We start from the raw sequence: 17,328 nt of genomic DNA, 5'->3' as shown, positions 1-17,328 counted from the left end.
CGAATCGATTATTTTGTGTAAATGTATTTTTTAAACTCTTTTAACATGACTCTTCTTGTCAATATCCCTGCAAATGTCCCGTCTTCTTCCGTAACACATAAAAACGTATGGTTAATTAACAAATCTAGTCCTTTTTGGAATTTATCGGTTGTTTTAATTGTAGGTAAGTCTGTTTGCATAATGTCATCGACTTTTAAGTCTGAAAGCCGTTCGTATTCAATTCGTTCCAATCCTAAAATGGAATCCGTAATCATCCCGATACCAAGTAAACCTCTTAAGTGATTTTTCGAATCAATGACAGGAATGGCAGAATAACCAGTCTTGGTCAGGACGAGAAGGGCGTGTTCAGCATTATTCCCAACTTGCACATGTGCAACTTTCTCAGACGGAATAATATAGTCTGTAATCGGCACATGCAAAAAATCCCTGTTATTTACAGAAATCATAAATGAATCGCTCCTTCGGTTCTTAAGCTGTCTAACAAATCTTCAACACTATCATACCATAAGTGTCTCCCAACAGCGTATCATATTGCGAAAGAGCATTAGAATAAGGGCAAGAGAAATAAAATCAATGCAGGTTTGTTGATTAACTCACTTATTTACAGTTAAACTCCTTCGAACCCGTTGGCTTGCGTTCCGGCGCACGCTTTCCGCGGGGCACTTCCAACGCGTCTGCCTGGAAATAAAGAAAGTAATTTGGACAACCTATACAAAGTGAAAAACCTCTTCTTATGAAGAAGAGGCCCAATAATAAAAAATCACGAACAGAATGAACACAGATGCGACAGCGATCACCCAAATAATCGGATTCACAGTAAAAGGGTTTTCTTCCACAACCTCTGGGATTTGCTGATCTTTATTGTTCAGACGAACTACAGGTTCATTCCAATTTCGCACAGATTTCCACCCAATATAAGCGATAATAAGAATGACAATCACAACTGGAACTGTCCAAATATCCATCATACTAGTAAACCTCCCTACTTCATTATGACGTAGGGTGTGCAATTTAATGGAAACAATACTAAAGCAATCCCTATTAGAAAGGATATTGGTTCAACCACTGTCCACCATCTAATGTGACGATTTCCCCATTCATATAAGCTGCTTTATCAGACATAATGAAAGCTGCTAATTCAGCGATCTCTTCAGGTTTTCCTACACGCCCAAGAGGAACGGAATTGATTGTACGTTGAACCGCTTTTTCAGATTGGAACAATTTTTCAGCTCCACCTGTGCGCTCAATAGGTCCTGGTGCAATTCCATTTACCCTAAAGCCGTACTTACGTCCCCACTCGACTGCTAATGTTCGAGTCAACGACATGACACCAGCTTTCGCAGCTGCCGAATGAACAACCCCTGGGCCTGCATCCCATGCATATGTGGCTAACATGTTTAAGATGTTCCCTTTTTGTCCCTTTTCTATCCAATACTTGCCAACAGCACTTGAACAGTAAAAAGTTCCATTCAATACAATGTCAATTACCGCATTCCAGCCATTTGGTGATAAATCTTCAGCTTGGACAATAAAATTTCCAGCTGCATTATTTACAAGTCCATCAATCTTACCGAATTTCTCATCTGCAAACTCAACTAGCCCCTGCACTTGCTCAGTTGACCGGACATCCATCTGATAACAATATGCAGATTCCCCAATTTCTGATTTTGCTTGTTCTAGTTTCGCTTCATCCCGTCCTGTTATTATGACGTGAGCACCCTCTTCAGCAAACTTTCTCGCCATATACTTGCCCATACCGCTAGAACCGCCTGTTACAATAATGACTTTTTCCTCAAACATGTTACTCCCCCTTTATGAATGAATACTCACTCATAATTATAGCACAATTTTCTGTATATGATATAGATGAACACTAAAAAAGCACATGAAAATGTGTCACTTCTTACACACTTTCATGTACCTCATTTTTTTAGTTAAATCCAGTCAAAATATTGATCGACAATTTGCGAAGCGGGAACGGGTTTACTAAACAAGAACCCTTGTGCTTTATGGCATGCCGCCGCTTTAAGAATTTTTGCTTGTAACTCTTTCTCCACACCTTCAGCTATAACTTCCATTCCAAGGTTATGGGCTAAGTTAATAATCGTTTTTGCAATTGCTTCGTTCTTCTTATCATGTTCAATGTCTTTTATAAAAGACCGATCGATTTTAATAATATCAATGGGGTATTGCTTTAAATAACTTAAAGACGAGTATCCTGTTCCAAAGTCATCCACTGAAATAGTTACACCAATTGCTTTTAGTTTTTGCAAGGTTAATAAAGTATCGTTCATGTGCATTAATGCTGTTTCCGTAATTTCTACTTCAAAAGAAGAGGCATCTATTTCATGTTTTTCTATTAATTCTTTCGTTTTCAGTGCAAAATCTCCAGATCTGAATTGTTTCGGAGAAATATTTACAGCGATTCGAACCGGACGATATTGTTTGTCTTGCCATTCTTTCAACTGCTTACAAACAACTTCTAGCACCCAATCACCTATAGTATGAATCAGGCCGGATTCTTCCGCTAAAGGGATGAATTCCATCGGTGAAACAAAACCGAACTTTCGATTATTCCATCGTAACAGCGCTTCAAAACTATCGATTTGCCCTGTATTTAAATTTACTTGCGGTTGATAATAAACCGCAAGCTCATTAAATTCAATTGCTCGACGAAGATGGGATTCCATTAAAGCCAAATCTGTAAATGTGCTATTCATATCTTCACGATAAAACCGATAATGGGACCTACCATTCTCTTTTACGTACAAAACAGCTTGCTCAGCCTTCTGCAATAATCCTTCAAGTGATACACCATCATGTGGATAGACTGAAATACCGACTGATGCAGAGATGAAATACTCTTGATGATTGTAATAGAAAGGTTTTGTAAAATCACTGAGAATCCGCTGTACCAATGATTCTGTGCTGTCAATGGAATGGTTCCGGAAAGAGATGATGTATTCGTCCCCTCCATTTCGATACAGCTTACAATCCTTTCTACAAACCATTTTTATTCTGTCGGCAATCATCTTCAGCATTTCATCCGCACCATTGCGGCCAAGAGAATCGTTAATCGTTTTAAAGCGATCCAAGTCTAAATGAATAAAAGACAAATATTCATCACTTTTCTTTGCATAGTCGGCATCCACTTTAAAATGTTCTTTTAATGCACGTCGGTTCCATAAACCCGTCAATTGATCGTGATAAGATAAAAACAATAACTTTTCATTATTCTTTTGATGATAAGAAGTATCGCGCAAAATCAAGTGAATTTCATCAATTGATCCGATAATTTTTACAGGAATTGCTTTTATATAGGAAGTCACATACTTTCCTTTTTTATGAAAGAATGATATCCCTTCCATTTCTAATGACTCACCGGCAAAAGCCCGTGCGATAAAGTGATCGAATTCCTCTTTCTTTTCATCACTCAAAAGATCGATGACAGAACGTCCGGACAGTTCTTTCATTCGATAACCAAACGCATTATGTACGGATATATTTGCGTACGTAATGCGATTGCTGCGATTAATTGTAATAATCGGATCTAAATTATGCTCAATTACTGACATATATTTTTGTTCGAATTCTATACGGATTTTCTGTTCTTCCAATAGCGCTTCTTGTGAACGTAATTCAATCACATACATTTCTTGATAGTGTTCTGAAGCTTGGCGAATGATAATTGACTCAAATAAGTGGGCTTGTTCATCTTTTTCATAAGCAATCTGGTTTTTACTCGTTTGTGTAGAACACATTGTACCTATCTGTTTACGTAAAGGCGCCCAGAATGGTCCAAAGTAGCTGGCCGCGTCTAGCCCTTCACTTTCTTCAAAAAACCGCTTTGCTTCTTCATTTGTGGACAGAACCGTCCAATCGTCGCCGTGCATACTGCCGATCAGGATGGCAAGAATGTGAGGATGTTGTTGTAAATATGTACACAGTGTTTCGTCATGATGTTCTTGTACAGTTTTATTCTCCATGTATGCCTCCATGCATGTCGATTGTCTTTTAACGAGCAGTAGGGGGACATCTCTTGCTAAGGGCGATCATTATACATGTTTTCCTACTATTCTACGTTATTTTACAAGTATACCTTTTTATTCGACAAAAAAATAGTGTCTCTACGTAAATTTCTGTAAACGAACCGTAGTACCGTACACATATGTCACGAAGAGTTAAGACGATGATCAGTGAGTTTTGGTATTAAATCGTAGCGTAATCTGTGTGAAATTCATCTCTACTTCATTTTAGTTTCAACTATGCTATGATAGGAGGACAGACGTCAATATTTGAGCGGAGGATAACAGTGACTAACGAAGAAAGAATACAGCAATTGGCAATCGCCATCTATACCGTGAACCGACACGCCAAAACAGCTACGAATAATCGTGAGTTGTATACACTGAAAAACAAAGCGATTCAACAACTCCTTCAAAATGGGGATGCCCAAAAAATCGGTTTGCATTTTATTGAGAATCCTCAATTAAGCAAACAAAGCTCAACAGTTCTTGTGGCATGCAGTGATTTTCTCTTTCATACCTTACCAACAAAAGAAGACTTCACATCTCTCCCTCACCTTGGCAATCAAGACCAACAATTCCGAAACCCTCAAATCCATATGAATTTAAAAGCAGCTAAAGAATTGTTGCTATCATTCATTGGTGAAGACTCTGTCGTACACCAAACTCCTCCTAAAAAAAGACCTGCAATAAAGGAACACAAAACCAAGCGAATGTCACATACACAACCTTTCCGTTCCTCTTACTTAGATGGGAAGTAAGTGTAGGATCACCAAAGAGTTGACATTGCGTGACGAACATCAAACAGAAAAAAACGCGTAAAAGCAATCGGCCTGTTCCTTTGCTTTCACGCGTTTTTCTATTTTCCACTTATACAAACAGCATGCCACCCTCTGTTTCTTGTACCTTTAACTCCATCTATCAATCAATTCTTATATTTCATAAATAACACTTGAGTACCTTTTTCTCCATACCCTTCCTCTATTAACTCTGCATATAAATCCTTTGCCATTTGAAGACCAGGAAGAGCTACTCCCATCCTATCAGCTTCCTCCAAAGCAATTTTCATATCTTTCACAAAATGCTTTACGTAAAAACCCGGCTCAAAATCTCCTTTTATGATTCGAGGAGCCAAATTGGACAATGACCAAGATCCCGCTGCACCTGTTGCAATGGACTGTAATACAGTATCTAAATCCAGACCCGCTTTCTTTCCATAGACGAGTGCTTCACAAACGCCAATCATGCCTGTCGCAATAGCGATTTGGTTACACATTTTTGTATGCTGGCCAGCCCCTGAAGGACCCTGATACACAATTTGCTTACCGAATAGTTGTAAGAAAGGTAGCGCCCTTTCGAACACTTCTTCAGCCCCTCCACACATAATAGAAAGTGTACCATTTTGTGCCCCAACATCTCCACCCGATACTGGCGCGTCTAGTGTATACAAACCTCTTTCCCTCGCATCAGCATCCATGCGCTGCGCTAACGAAGGGCTGGAAGTCGTCATGTCAATAAACAAAGCCTGAGAATTAGCATTCTCTAAAATCCCGCCACTACCGTAGAACACTTCCTCCACATCAGTTGGGTAACCGACCATCGAAAAAATAACGCTCGCCCCTTCAACCGCTTGCCCAACTGTTTCAGCCCATTTAGCCCCAAACTGAAGCAGTTCCTCCGCTTTTGCTTTTGTTCTCGTATAAACTGTGACTTCATGTCCCGCTTGCAACAAATGCTTTACAATACTTTTACCCATTACACCCGTGCCAATGAACGCTATTTTCGCCTTCTCCAAGTTGACCCCTCCAATATATGTATTACTCTCATTATAAACAATGTTCAACAAAAAAAGGAGGACAAAACCTGAAAAGGTTCTGTCCTCAAAAGGGGGAAATGAGAATGTTGCTGTGTTCAATCATACTATGCCCTGATCATACAAAGGTTAAACCTATTTCGTAAAAAAGTTTTCCTTTATTTTTTCAAGTGCTTGTAAAAATGTGTTTTGCTCCAATTCTGAAGGGATATAGGCACCGTAACGAACATCATTGTAAAGCGTTACAACAAGTACTTCCTGCTTCCACCCCATTCTCGCAAACCATTCAGAGACAGTCTCACCTTGAAACCGAGAAAAATTGTATTTTTTTGCTTCTAACTCAAAACTTTCAAAAGCTTGTCTAACAACATCTCGCGCAATTGAATAATCATACGTTAGTTTAAGAGGACTCACGTTATTCCGCTTTCTCCCTTTAGATGTAAACGTATACGGTTCTTTCTTCTCTATCTGCTTTGTTCTTCGTTTTCTTCTAAACAAGTAAATTGTTGCAGCAAGTAATAAAAAAGCAGTCACCGCAAACATCGTATATTCAAAAATACTTCCTTCGTCCCCAAACACTTTTGCCTCTTCTTGCATTTCAAAATCAACGGCACTCGACTCATCTTCCAATTCCTCTTGAATTTTTGTAGCTTCACGGTTAATATACTCAACAAGCGGACTCGTCGCTTTACCGAACAGCGTGAACAATCCGTTGAATAAAAAACCCATTAACATGAATAATCCAAGACGCACAGGTTTCAAGCCAAATGCGATAAGTGCAAATACTGCACTGCCTAGCCCAATAATGGAGAAGAATATTCGATTGGCATCGACTAATTTAAAATTAGCTAATTTGCGGCTATTACTCCAAATCGTCAACATTCGCACAAAGAAATACAGAAATGTGATAACAAGATAGATGACAACCTGCTCCTGAATCCTAACTCCAGGGTTATCCATTGGAAACAATAACCGAACAAGAACTGTTAGTATGACAAATACAAATGTATTTACGAATAAAAACGGCCAACCATGAATGCGAGAACCATTAAAATTCCCTTGTATCCGCCACAATGCAAACAAGAATATAAACCAGCCGCTCATAAGCGGAACACCTGCAAACAAAACTAGCATCGTCAAACTTAAGGCCAAACCTATACCCAGCCCTATTGAATAATCACGCTTACTAAACAAGAAATAGCTTACAATGCCTCCAAATAACGCAATCAAGATCCATACAAACGCTACAACCGCATGAACTTCTTGTGGAAAGAAAGCAAAAATGTAAGCCAGGAGCGATAACTCAACAATCAAGCGCTCGGAATTACTGAATCGGTTCCTGTCATCTTCAATTCTGGCTTCTCCCATCCATTTTCATCCCTTTCAAAAGAAGTATCGACTGTAACTGTATAACGTCTTTCCCACTGATGAACAATCCTTTGAAACCTTTCTTGAACATGAGAGATAAGTATAATCGTTGGAGAGAGCTGACCTGAACTCTCCATATGTTTCATCATCTCCTCAAAAGGCATTTTCGCATAACGATCTGAAATTTGCGCCATCATTTCCATTACCTCTTGAAAGTGCAATTTTCCAGAGCCACTTGGAATGAACAAGTAGGGTCTTCCTCCCAAAGTACGCAAATTAATGGCAACCGCATAAGGAATCTCATTTTTCGTACAATAATCCGCGTATGCGACAAGCCGTTCAATTTTTGCTTCAAAGTCATGATAACCTCGGTCTTTCTCAAGCGCGTTCATCATCAAAACAATCATTTGTGCACTAATTGGCTGAAATTCTTTCGTCTGCAGTTTTTGCATTCTCGCAGAAGCTGACCAGTGAATCTGATCAAATCGGTCATTGGGCATATAATCACGCGTACCGATCGGTTGGAAAGGATCAACAAACAATGACTGCCGTTGTTGAAATTCTCCTGGTTTAAAAGGCGATGGTGTCAGCTCTCTTCCTAACTTCGTAATTCTTGGGTATACGATACTTTGATAACTGACTACATCTTTTAGTTCCATATTGACTGAACCATCCCCAAACATATGAGGAATTTCCAGCAACACCCTCGTTATTCTTGATTTGCCTCGTTTTTTCCCTTCTAACGGAATACGAATTTCTGTCGTTTCATGACGACCAATTGCAAAAGGAATATAAATATCATAGATTCCACTAAAGTTTTTCATTAACAAATTTTTCGGTGCAACCGAATCTTCCATTGACAAAACAAGTGTGCCGTTCCAAATAGGGACCCTACCGTTCTCAAATTCCATTATGAGTTCTTCGTCATGCCCAATTAAGATTCGTTTTTGTTTCGCTTTGAATCGAACAGTCAACCCCTCTCCAATTTTGGAGAAATAATAATTCTGAAAAGCCAACATTGCAAATACTGAAGCAAAACAAGCCGCTAGTGTAGATAAACCAAACACTGCACAGAGTAGAAATAATGTAAGTGTAAGGAGCATGCCGTTGTAGATCGCCTTGAACCCATGCTCATAGCGGATCCAATTCATCATACAGTCGCCTCAATCGGAGCAGTCACATGATTGACAATTTCATTCAACACTTCCTCTACCGAGCGTGTTAACATACCTTCTGTCGATAACTCCAGTCGATGCAATGCAGCAGGTGCCACAATCGCTTTCACATCATCCGGTGTAGCATACTTCCTGCCTTCTATATATGCTTTTGCTCTAGTGGCTTGTAGGATTGCAAGTGCAGCTCGTGAACTTAACCCAAGTTCCATCATAGGGTGTTCTCTTGTAGCTCGAACAATCTTTAGAATGTATCTTTCAATATCTTCATGGACAGTCACTTCTCCGGCTTCTTTTGCCCATTGACGGACAAGTTGAGCGTCGACAAGCGCTTTTGTTCGAATTTCTCCAGGTTTAGAACCATATTGGCGCAAAATCTCATGTTCTTCATCAAATGAAGGATAATCGATTGTCAATTTAAATAGAAAACGATCTAACTGAGCAGCCGGTAACGGAAAAGTTCCCTGCTGAGATTCAATAGGATTTTGTGTGGCAATGACCATGAATGGAGTAGGCAATTCAATCGTTTCTCCATCAATCGTTACCTGCTTCTCTTCCATAGCTTCCAACAAACTTGACTGTGTACGTGGGGTCGCTCGATTCACTTCATCCGCTAAAAGGATATTCGCTTGTACAGGTCCTGCTTTTAAGACAAACTCCTGTGTTTGTGGATTAAAAAATCGAATACCTGTCACATCGGACGGTAGTACATCCGGGGTGAACTGAACACGTTTAAAAATCCCTTTGAATGTATTGGCAAAACTTTTTGCCATCATTGTCTTACCGGAACCCGGCACACTTTCAAGCAACACATGCCCTCCTTGTAAAAGGGCAATTAACAATAGAACAAATTCCTTTTCTCTCCCCACAACCGCTTCATTCAATTCTTCTCGAAACTCTTGTAACGTCACCATTTTACATAATCCTCCCTATTCCCCTAATCATCTATTATCCCGGCAACTCGTCTATTGTTTGGAGCGCATTCAATAAACGATCAAGTTCTTCACTCACTTCAATCGTCTCTTTAGAAGAAATCCCCTTTTCTAACGCTATCGCACTCAACTCTTGACGCGTCAATTCGATTTGTTCTTCCAATAAACATCTCATGCGCTAGCCTCCCGAGAATAATAGTTTTAAAAGTCTAGTATAACCTATTTTACAAATAATTAGAAACGTTTTAACAATCTCGTTGTTTCTTATGAAATTGCACAATTTTTTGAGTGAAAACCTTTACGAATTGAACATTTTAAGGCACACTATAAAAGATAATCTGTTTAAGGAGCTGGCGAACTATGAAAATCGCAGAAGTTGGCAACATTATAGAATTCAGAGATGGTTTACAAGGGATTGTTGAAAAAGTAAATGAGAACTCTGTCATTGTCGATTTGACATTCATGGAAAACTTCGATGAACTTGAGCTGGAAGAAAAAACAGTTGTCAACCATAAACGGTATACAATTATTCATGGAAGTGATCAGTGAAACGTTTCAGCCAATGATACGTCCAATTAGTAAATGGGAGGGATTATGAATGAAGATTAAATTTAAAATTTTATACACCGGGCTTGCCGCAACCCTACTCCTTGCAGCATGCGGCACAGAAAGCAACAATGAAGAACCCGCTAAAGAAAAACAAGAACAGTCGGTCAATCCTTCAGAGGAAAGTTCGACTGATGAGAGTACGACAACTGACGGTACCGAGGAAAGTGGTAGCGACGATTCAGAAACTTCTTCTTCGGACTCTTCCGATGAGCTGGCAGATGCTACGTTGACAGAAAGCGATGAACAACCCTATGCACTTAAAGTGTTACCTGGCTACACATTAACAAGTGAAGAGCCTGGCCGAGATAGCTTGTACTCAAATACCAATGAGTCAGCGTTTATGCGCATTGAAACTAAAACTGCAGAAGATGGCTTGTATGATTACCTTGCGGAAAATATGCAAGAAGTTTTAAAAGCCTCAAGTGATGGAGTTGAACCCGAAGAAGTGAATGATGTCTACACTAACTCCAACGAGGGTGTGTCAAACGTTCAAGCTTTTAAAGTAGAAACCGCTACAGGTCCCGTCACAGGAGTGCTTTTTGAAAAAGGGGATATGATTGTCAGATTGACAATTTTTGATGCTCAAGATGGAGAATTTACAAATGATTTTCTGAAAATGGGCGAAACCATTCAATGAATAAAGGAAAGCCGGACAGTCACATCATAGTGGCTGTCCGGCTTTTTAAGTATGATTAATAATAAGTTCGACTTTAAGATAAATCCCTAACTGATAAGCCTAATTTTTTTATAAGATGAATTGCATGTTCTTGTTCTTCAGCACTAAGTGTCGACATGATTCCAGCAATATTCTCTTCATGGGAGGGAAAGATCTCTTCAATTAACGCTGTACCTGCTGGTGTAATCGACATATACGTAATTCTTTTATCCTCCATACTGGAAACCCTTTCAAGGAGTCCTCTTTTTTCAAGCTTATCTACAACATATGTCATAGACCCACTTCGTAATAAAATTTTTTGACCAATTTTTTGAATAGGCTGCCTTCCTTTGTGATGCAACAATTCTAATACCGCAAATTCAGTTGGATTTAAATCATAGGTTTCAATTAACTTGTTCGCTTCTTCCAAGACGACTTTGCTTGCCCTCGAAAGGACAATAAATAACTTTAATGCACGGGCCGTATCCTTACCATTCGCCATTATTCAAATCCACCTTCTATTATTCCTTAACTCTGTGACACTATTATACTGTTCAGTTGAAGGAAGTGTCAAAATATCCATTGTTATGAAACAATCGTCCGTTTGCAATTCATCATTTCGTTAGCAGCCTCATTCTTTTTTGGCAATGTCAACACGAATTTTGTCCCGATTTCCAGTTGACTTTCTACCGCAATCGTTCCTCCATGCTCTTCTACTGTCTTCAAGACGAATGGTAAACCTAAACCTGTACCACCGGGCTTTGAGCTAAAAAAGGGCATGAAAATTTGATTCACTTGATGCAAGGTCATTCCTTTGCCTGTATCTTTAATTGTCAACATTAATTTTTTGTCTTCTTCTGAAAGCTGAATTGTCAAAATCCCACCGTGTTCCATCGATTCCAGGGCATTCTTGAAAAGATTCAATAAGACTTGTTTAAATTTATCTGGGTCACCATGCAGAAGTGGACTTTCCTTTACACGAATATCGGTATCAATTTCAATTCCTTCCATAAGTGCTTTTGGTTGTAACACTGCCACCATTTCATCTACTAGAATTTCCAGTGAAAAAATACTCTTCTTCTTTACAGACGGTTTTGACAGCACTAGCATTTCTCCCAGAATCGATTCCATCCGATCGATTTCATCTTCAATAACGGATATATACCGTTTTGAATCGTCTGAAGCGGATGCTTTTAATAACTGTGTAAATCCTTTTAACGTTGTTATCGGGTTACGAATTTCATGCGCAATGCTCGCTGCAATCTGACCAACTGCTGATAGAGATCCTGAATGTGCCAATTGGACTTGAAGGTTCTCTTTTTCTGTTGAATCGGCCATTTGAATAATATACATATTTGTTTCTTGATCGTAATACGTAGTAATATGATAATGACGCGTATCTTCCTGTGTCCGTTGGTACGATTTAAATGTTTCTACACAACCTTGTCTTTTCACAGTTTCACATAATTCCGCAAAGTTATTGGTATTTCTAGAATCGATGATGGAGAGGACTGTAGAAATGTTTTCGCCAATCAGTTCTTCCCGTCTTCGGTTGATGAAAACAGTATGCATGGCGTTAACGTCCCTAATGATTCCCTCCTGGTCCACGAGGAGGATGAAGTTGGATGATTGGTTAAATGCATTAACATATGTTTTCATTGAGGGGAGCATTTGAAGATGAACAGCATCAAACATTACGATCATTTTATTAACATCAGGAACAAAGAGTAACTGCATATCCACAGGATGCTTTTCGGTTAACATGACTTTCTTCGGCATCATTTCCATCATCATGCATCCTGATCGTTTAGCTTTACGCGTAAATTTTTCGAAAGCTTCATACGATGATGCATCTAGTAATTGGACGATATTTCGATTCGTTACACTGTCAAAACACAGTTTGAATGCTTCATTTTCATACAGGACGTTTCCATCCATATGCAAGATGAGACCCGGTCGAAGGCTGTCATCCACTAGGAACGACAAACTTTTTCTCGTTTTTTCAAGATCACTCAATTTGATACCTCCTATGTCATTTGTAGACAATATGAGCAATGAATAGATTTGATGAGAAGAAATACAATTTTAATAATTATCTTTATTTTTGATTATTTCATATTCCTACACACATTAAAATAGTCACATATAACTAATTACACGTATCAAGACACACTACTTAAATACTACTAAAAAAGGTGAAAAAACATGAACATTATCCTTACTACTCTAAATGCAAAGTATATTCATACGAATTTAGCGATCCGTTCCTTAAAGGCATATGCACAACCTGAATATGAACCAGTACTTACGGAGTACACAATTAAAGATCCCATTTTAAATATTGTAGCAGATATCCATCAAAAAAAACCAAAAATTGTCGGATTCAGCTTATATATTTGGAATATAGAAGAATCCTTAAAAGTAATTCGAACGTTGAAAAAGACGAACCCAGATTTAATTATCATTGCAGGCGGACCTGAAGTCACATATGATTACGATAAATGGTTGGAAAAAGTTCCCGAAATCGATGTAATTGTTATTGGAGAAGGCGAAAGAACATTTAAACAATTGTTAGATTACTACGCACGTAAGATAGATTTAACAGAAGTCCAAGGGATTGCCTACATAGAAAATGGCATCTTCAAAGCAACTCCTCCTGGACCAAAGCTCGACTTACGTGAAGTACCTTCACCATTTAGGTTTCATGAAGACTTACCCCACCTCAGTAACCGTGTCACCTACATCGAAACGAGCAGAGGATGTCCGTTTTCTTGTCAGTTCTGTTTATCGTCAATCGAAGTTGGCGTTCGGTATTTCAATCGGGAGGCAATTAAAGACGATATTCGATATTTAATGAAAAATGGAGCGAAAACAATCAAATTCGTTGACCGCACATTCAATATTAGTCGAAGCTATGCGATGGAAATGTTTCAGTTTTTAATTGATGAACATGTGCCAGGTACGGTTTTTCAATTTGAGATTACAGGTGACATTATGCGCCCTGAAGTCATCAATTTCTTAAATGAGAATGCCCCTGCCGGTCTATTCCGATTTGAAATTGGTGTCCAATCGACAAACGATTTGACGAATGAATTAGTGAAGCGACGACAAAATTTTGAAAAGCTTTCTCGAACAGTCACAATGGTAAAAGAAGGAGGAAAGATCGCACAACACTTAGATTTGATTGCCGGGTTGCCTGAAGAAGATTACAACTCCTTTAGACGTACATTTAATGATGTATTCGCGATGCGTCCTGAAGAACTGCAGCTAGGTTTCCTTAAGCTGTTGCGCGGAACAGGGTTACGAATCCAAGCGGAACAATACGGTTATACGTATATCGATGAGGCACCCTATGAAATCCTTTCGAATAATGTGTTAACGTTCGATGAGATTCTTCAGATTAAACAGACCGAAGACGTACTCGAAAAATATTGGAATGACAATCGTATGCCACGAACAATCGAGTATATTGTTTCTCATGTATTCGAGACACCGTTTGACTTCTTCCAACAATTCGGGACCTACTGGGAGACGCGTGGCTGGTCAAGAATCGGGCATCAGTTGCAAGACCTCTACACACGTCTCCAAGCATTTTTAGAGGAGACTGAACGAGGGGACATGAACATCATCCGTAGTCTCATGAAAATCGATTATTTAGCTCACCATTCGTTCCAACCGCGTCATATTTGGTGGGATGTAGAGCTTGATGCCAATGAATTAACTAGTCTTGAACAACGTATTTTACAAGATGAGCAGTATCTTAAAGACATCATCACGCCCACACGTTTAACAGAACGCAATATCCGTAAACATACGTTCATCACACCGATCAATGTACGACCAAATGGAGATGATGCAATGGAGTACAGCATGGAAAAAGGCTACTTAATAACCCTCTTTTGCCGTGGACACAAACCACAATTCCGTTTTATGCGTGAATCAATTCGTTCAACTGATAAAATAGCTATGGACTCGATTACAGTCCGATAAAAAAACGCGTGCGACCGGATAACGGTCCACGCGTTTTTTTATTATTTCCCTCATCCAATAATGACTCGTTCTTTTGGATACGTATAAGGTCTTTTATTCGTCTTTCCACCTAATGTATATAAGAACGAAATAAGTCCCACTCGTCCGATAAACATTAAAATCATGATAATTACTTTACCGACAACGGATAAATCAGATGTAATACCAAGTGACATCCCACACGTACCGAACGCGGATGTGATTTCAAACAACAATGCGACTACCGGGATATTCTTTTCAGTTACGAGCAATATTAACAATGCAGTCATGACCATCATTGCCGCAAGAAGGATGACAGCATATGATCGATACACGTCCACAAGCTTCACTTCACGCCTAAAGATATTGATGACGTTATTTCCACGTGCAAAGTTTATGAGGAACAATATAGCGATTGCAAACGTCGTCGTTCGAATTCCGCCTCCAACTGAGCTTGGAGAAGCACCTATGAACATTAACGATGAAATGAAAATATCTGTCGCATCACTAAATTTTGTAATATCATACGTCGTCAATCCTGCTGACCTTGCCGATACTGAATGAAAGAGAGACGTAAATATCTTTTCATGCCATGTCATTCCTTTAAATGAATGAAATGATTCCAAAATGAAAATCATAATTGCGCCCCAAACGAGCAACAATCCGAATGTTGCCGTAGTAATTTTCGTAAATAACGAAAAGCGGAAGTTTGGAACTTTTTTAGAAAAATACCCTTTCACTTCAATAAGGACAGGAAAACCGATCGCCCCAAGAATGATGAGCACCATTATGACGGACTGAACAAAATAATCATTATAGTATGGATGTAAGGATGCTCCTGTAATGTCAAAACCGGCATTTGTCGTTGCAGACACGGACATAAACATCCCGTTAAGCAACGCTTCACTAAATGTGTCATAAAAACGCATAATGTATAACGTTAAAATGATACCACCCGTAATTTCAATAATGAAAATAATCCCAACAATTTGTTTTATGAGCTGCACAACACCAGCAAATGAATATTGGTTATGATCGACCATTATTAATTGACGTTCCCGCAAGCCAATTCTCTTTTTCACGAGAAGCCAGAAAAATGTACCTATCGACATAATACCGATTCCGCCTAATTGCAGCACAAGCATTAACATACAGAGACCGAAAACTGTATAAGTATCCCCTATACTGATGGGTGTTAAGCCTGTTACACTGACAGCACTGACAGCGGTGAAAAGACTATCAATAAAGCTAACTTTAACGCCAGGCAAATAGACACCAGGCAAATTCAGTAATAAAAATGAACAAGCAATTGCCAAAAAATAATAAAATACGATTACTTGCGCAGGGGTGAATCTATGCAAACTCTCCTTTGTAAGCTTCTTCATGCCATCAGTACCTTTCTTTGTAGAAGGAATCATCTATCTAGTTTAGAGAACTTTACCTAAAAAAGAAAGGATTGCGGTATCCAACACGTTCATCCTTCAAAAAGTCCTTTTTCAACTGTACGCAAACAGTGGGTGTAAAGTTTCAATAAATCCGTCCACAGACATAAAAATGATTATCTCAAATGTCTCTTTGCAACGCAATCATTTTTTTAACTCGATAATTAGACAAAGAAAAAGCCGATACACCTCATAAGATGTACCAGCTCTCAATCATTATGCCTTTTTACGCTTTGTCGCGAGTGCAGTCAAATAACCGAAAAGAACAATCGCTCCAAGGACAGTCCAGAAAATGACCTTCCAAAGTGTTGAATGCGGGAATGCCGTATCAATGATTGCTAACTTTTCATGTCCTAATGCAAGGACTGCCAATTTGACGCCTACCCACCCAACAATAATAAATGCCGTTGTTTCCAGTACTGGATATTTTTCAATAAGGATGACAAACTGTCTAGCCGCAAATCGGATTAAGACGAGGCCGACAATACCACCAATCAACATGACGGTGAACTGACCACCATTAATGCCACCGATATGGAAATCACCAAGTTCAGGTAAGGTCACTGCCAACGCTACAGCAGCAAGCATTGAATCGAGCGCGAAAGCGATATCCGCCAACTCAACTTTCAGCACCGTCATCCAAAAGCCAGATTGTTTCCGTGGTTTCTTGGTCGCATGGCCATCTGCACCTTTCCCTTTATCCATTAAACTCTTAATGGCGATGAACAATAGATAGGCTGCTCCTAACGCTTGAATCTGCCAGATATTCACCAAAAAAGTAATCATGAACAATGCCGCGAAACGGAAAACAAATGCTCCAAGCAATCCGTAAAACAACGCTTTCTTCTGTTGGACTTTCGGCAAGTGTTTCACCATAACCGCCATAACAACTGCATTATCAGCTGCCAATAGACCTTCTAAAAAGATCAAAACGACTAGCACCCATGCGTATTCCAATAAAATTGCTTCCAACTAAATTTCCTCCTTATTTTCACAAAATAAAAAACCCTCACCTAATAAAGGCAAAGGTCTCGCTAAGTCAGAAATTTTCAAAACGAAAAATCCAGCTATCATAACCGATGGACAACGCCCATGTATTGACGACTATGAAATAGGTTTCCCTATAGCTACTCCCCTTTGACAACCGTCAAAAGAAATTTAATTAAGTTGCTGAGTGCTCTCCTATCATTATATCACTAATCGTTTTCGAGGACAATTACTTACGAAAAAAAATCACAGTTCTTTCCACCTCACTTTCTAAGATGAATTGAGACACCGATATCGTCGATTCTGCTTATATATAG

At 39.1% G+C, this 17,328-nt stretch carries 17 protein-coding genes; 4 read left to right on the top strand and 13 right to left on the bottom strand.

The window, feature by feature from the left end:
• Nucleotides 1–8 precede the first annotated feature (8 nt).
• From cbpB to NRI27_RS05010, 4 genes are all read right to left on the bottom strand, one after another.
• Nucleotides 9–446 carry a cyclic-di-AMP-binding protein CbpB gene (gene cbpB, locus NRI27_RS05025; RefSeq protein WP_317941817.1) on the bottom strand — a complete coding sequence of 146 codons (438 nt, stop codon included), beginning with the start codon at nt 444–446 and terminating at the stop codon, nt 9–11.
• A 285-nt stretch (nt 447–731) separates the two neighbouring features.
• Nucleotides 732–968: a hypothetical protein gene (locus NRI27_RS05020; protein WP_317941818.1), complete on the bottom strand. Its 237-nt coding sequence runs from the start codon at nt 966–968 to the stop codon at nt 732–734.
• A 73-nt stretch (nt 969–1,041) separates the two neighbouring features.
• On the bottom strand, nt 1,042–1,800 hold the full coding sequence (gene fadH, locus NRI27_RS05015; RefSeq protein ID WP_317941819.1) for a 2,4-dienoyl-CoA reductase: 759 nt from the start codon (nt 1,798–1,800) through the stop codon (nt 1,042–1,044).
• Nucleotides 1,801–1,934: 134 nt separating this feature from the next.
• Complete coding sequence (locus NRI27_RS05010; RefSeq protein WP_371389805.1) at nt 1,935–3,986, bottom strand: putative bifunctional diguanylate cyclase/phosphodiesterase; 2,052 nt, start codon at nt 3,984–3,986, stop codon at nt 1,935–1,937.
• 326 nt (nt 3,987–4,312) lie between these two features.
• On the opposite strand from NRI27_RS05010, the gene NRI27_RS05005 reads away from it, so the two are divergent.
• Nucleotides 4,313–4,786 (top strand): YkyB family protein, encoded by a 474-nt coding sequence (locus tag NRI27_RS05005; RefSeq protein WP_371389804.1) that lies wholly within the window; start codon nt 4,313–4,315, stop codon nt 4,784–4,786.
• Between the two features lie 164 nt (nt 4,787–4,950).
• On the opposite strand, the gene NRI27_RS05000 is transcribed toward NRI27_RS05005, so the two are convergent.
• From NRI27_RS05000 to NRI27_RS04980, 5 genes are all read right to left on the bottom strand, one after another.
• Nucleotides 4,951–5,835 (bottom strand): NAD(P)-dependent oxidoreductase, encoded by an 885-nt coding sequence (locus NRI27_RS05000; protein WP_317941955.1) that lies wholly within the window; start codon nt 5,833–5,835, stop codon nt 4,951–4,953.
• Nucleotides 5,836–5,973: 138 nt separating this feature from the next.
• Nucleotides 5,974–7,206, bottom strand: a complete 1,233-nt coding sequence (locus tag NRI27_RS04995; protein ID WP_317941822.1) for a hypothetical protein — start codon at nt 7,204–7,206, stop codon at nt 5,974–5,976.
• Nucleotides 7,149–8,360 (bottom strand): DUF58 domain-containing protein, encoded by a 1,212-nt coding sequence (locus NRI27_RS04990; protein ID WP_371389802.1) that lies wholly within the window; start codon nt 8,358–8,360, stop codon nt 7,149–7,151. The genes NRI27_RS04995 and NRI27_RS04990 overlap by 58 nt, the downstream gene beginning before the upstream one ends.
• The gene (locus tag NRI27_RS04985) at nt 8,357–9,292 is read right to left on the bottom strand and encodes an AAA family ATPase (protein ID WP_371389800.1); all 936 of its coding nucleotides are present in this window, start codon (nt 9,290–9,292) and stop codon (nt 8,357–8,359) included. Before NRI27_RS04985 ends, NRI27_RS04990 begins: the two co-directional genes overlap by 4 nt.
• Before the next feature lie 34 nt (nt 9,293–9,326).
• Nucleotides 9,327–9,485: an aspartyl-phosphate phosphatase Spo0E family protein gene (locus NRI27_RS04980; RefSeq protein WP_317941825.1), complete on the bottom strand. Its 159-nt coding sequence runs from the start codon at nt 9,483–9,485 to the stop codon at nt 9,327–9,329.
• A gap of 185 nt (nt 9,486–9,670) precedes the next feature.
• Between NRI27_RS04980 and NRI27_RS04975 the strand changes: the two genes are divergently transcribed.
• Nucleotides 9,671–9,859 (top strand): YkvS family protein, encoded by a 189-nt coding sequence (locus tag NRI27_RS04975; RefSeq protein WP_317941826.1) that lies wholly within the window; start codon nt 9,671–9,673, stop codon nt 9,857–9,859.
• Between the two features lie 49 nt (nt 9,860–9,908).
• Nucleotides 9,909–10,556, top strand: a complete 648-nt coding sequence (locus NRI27_RS04970; RefSeq protein WP_317941827.1) for a hypothetical protein — start codon at nt 9,909–9,911, stop codon at nt 10,554–10,556.
• A 73-nt stretch (nt 10,557–10,629) separates the two neighbouring features.
• On the opposite strand, the gene NRI27_RS04965 is transcribed toward NRI27_RS04970, so the two are convergent.
• Nucleotides 10,630–11,076, bottom strand: a complete 447-nt coding sequence (locus NRI27_RS04965; protein WP_317941828.1) for a MarR family winged helix-turn-helix transcriptional regulator — start codon at nt 11,074–11,076, stop codon at nt 10,630–10,632.
• Between the two features lie 83 nt (nt 11,077–11,159).
• Nucleotides 11,160–12,590 (bottom strand): ATP-binding protein, encoded by a 1,431-nt coding sequence (locus tag NRI27_RS04960; protein WP_317941829.1) that lies wholly within the window; start codon nt 12,588–12,590, stop codon nt 11,160–11,162.
• A 189-nt stretch (nt 12,591–12,779) separates the two neighbouring features.
• Here NRI27_RS04960 and NRI27_RS04955 point away from each other — a divergent pair, with 189 nt between their 5' ends.
• Nucleotides 12,780–14,564 carry a B12-binding domain-containing radical SAM protein gene (locus NRI27_RS04955; protein ID WP_371389798.1) on the top strand — a complete coding sequence of 595 codons (1,785 nt, stop codon included), beginning with the start codon at nt 12,780–12,782 and terminating at the stop codon, nt 14,562–14,564.
• 50 nt (nt 14,565–14,614) lie between these two features.
• On the opposite strand, the gene NRI27_RS04950 is transcribed toward NRI27_RS04955, so the two are convergent.
• Together NRI27_RS04950 and NRI27_RS04945 are read right to left on the bottom strand one after the other, a co-directional pair.
• Nucleotides 14,615–15,967, bottom strand: a complete 1,353-nt coding sequence (locus NRI27_RS04950) for a TrkH family potassium uptake protein (RefSeq protein ID WP_371389797.1) — start codon at nt 15,965–15,967, stop codon at nt 14,615–14,617.
• A 273-nt stretch (nt 15,968–16,240) separates the two neighbouring features.
• Nucleotides 16,241–16,996, bottom strand: coding sequence for a TerC family protein (locus tag NRI27_RS04945; protein WP_371389796.1), 756 nt, complete (start codon nt 16,994–16,996; stop codon nt 16,241–16,243).
• Nucleotides 16,997–17,328: the final 332 nt, after the last annotated feature.

The sequence above is a fragment of the Sporosarcina sp. OR05 genome, assembly GCF_041414805.1.
Taxonomy (GTDB): Bacteria; Bacillota; Bacilli; order Bacillales_A; family Planococcaceae; genus Sporosarcina; species Sporosarcina saromensis.
The sequence above is the reverse complement of the archived record's forward strand: the minus strand, read 5'-3'. Positions and strand labels throughout refer to the sequence as shown.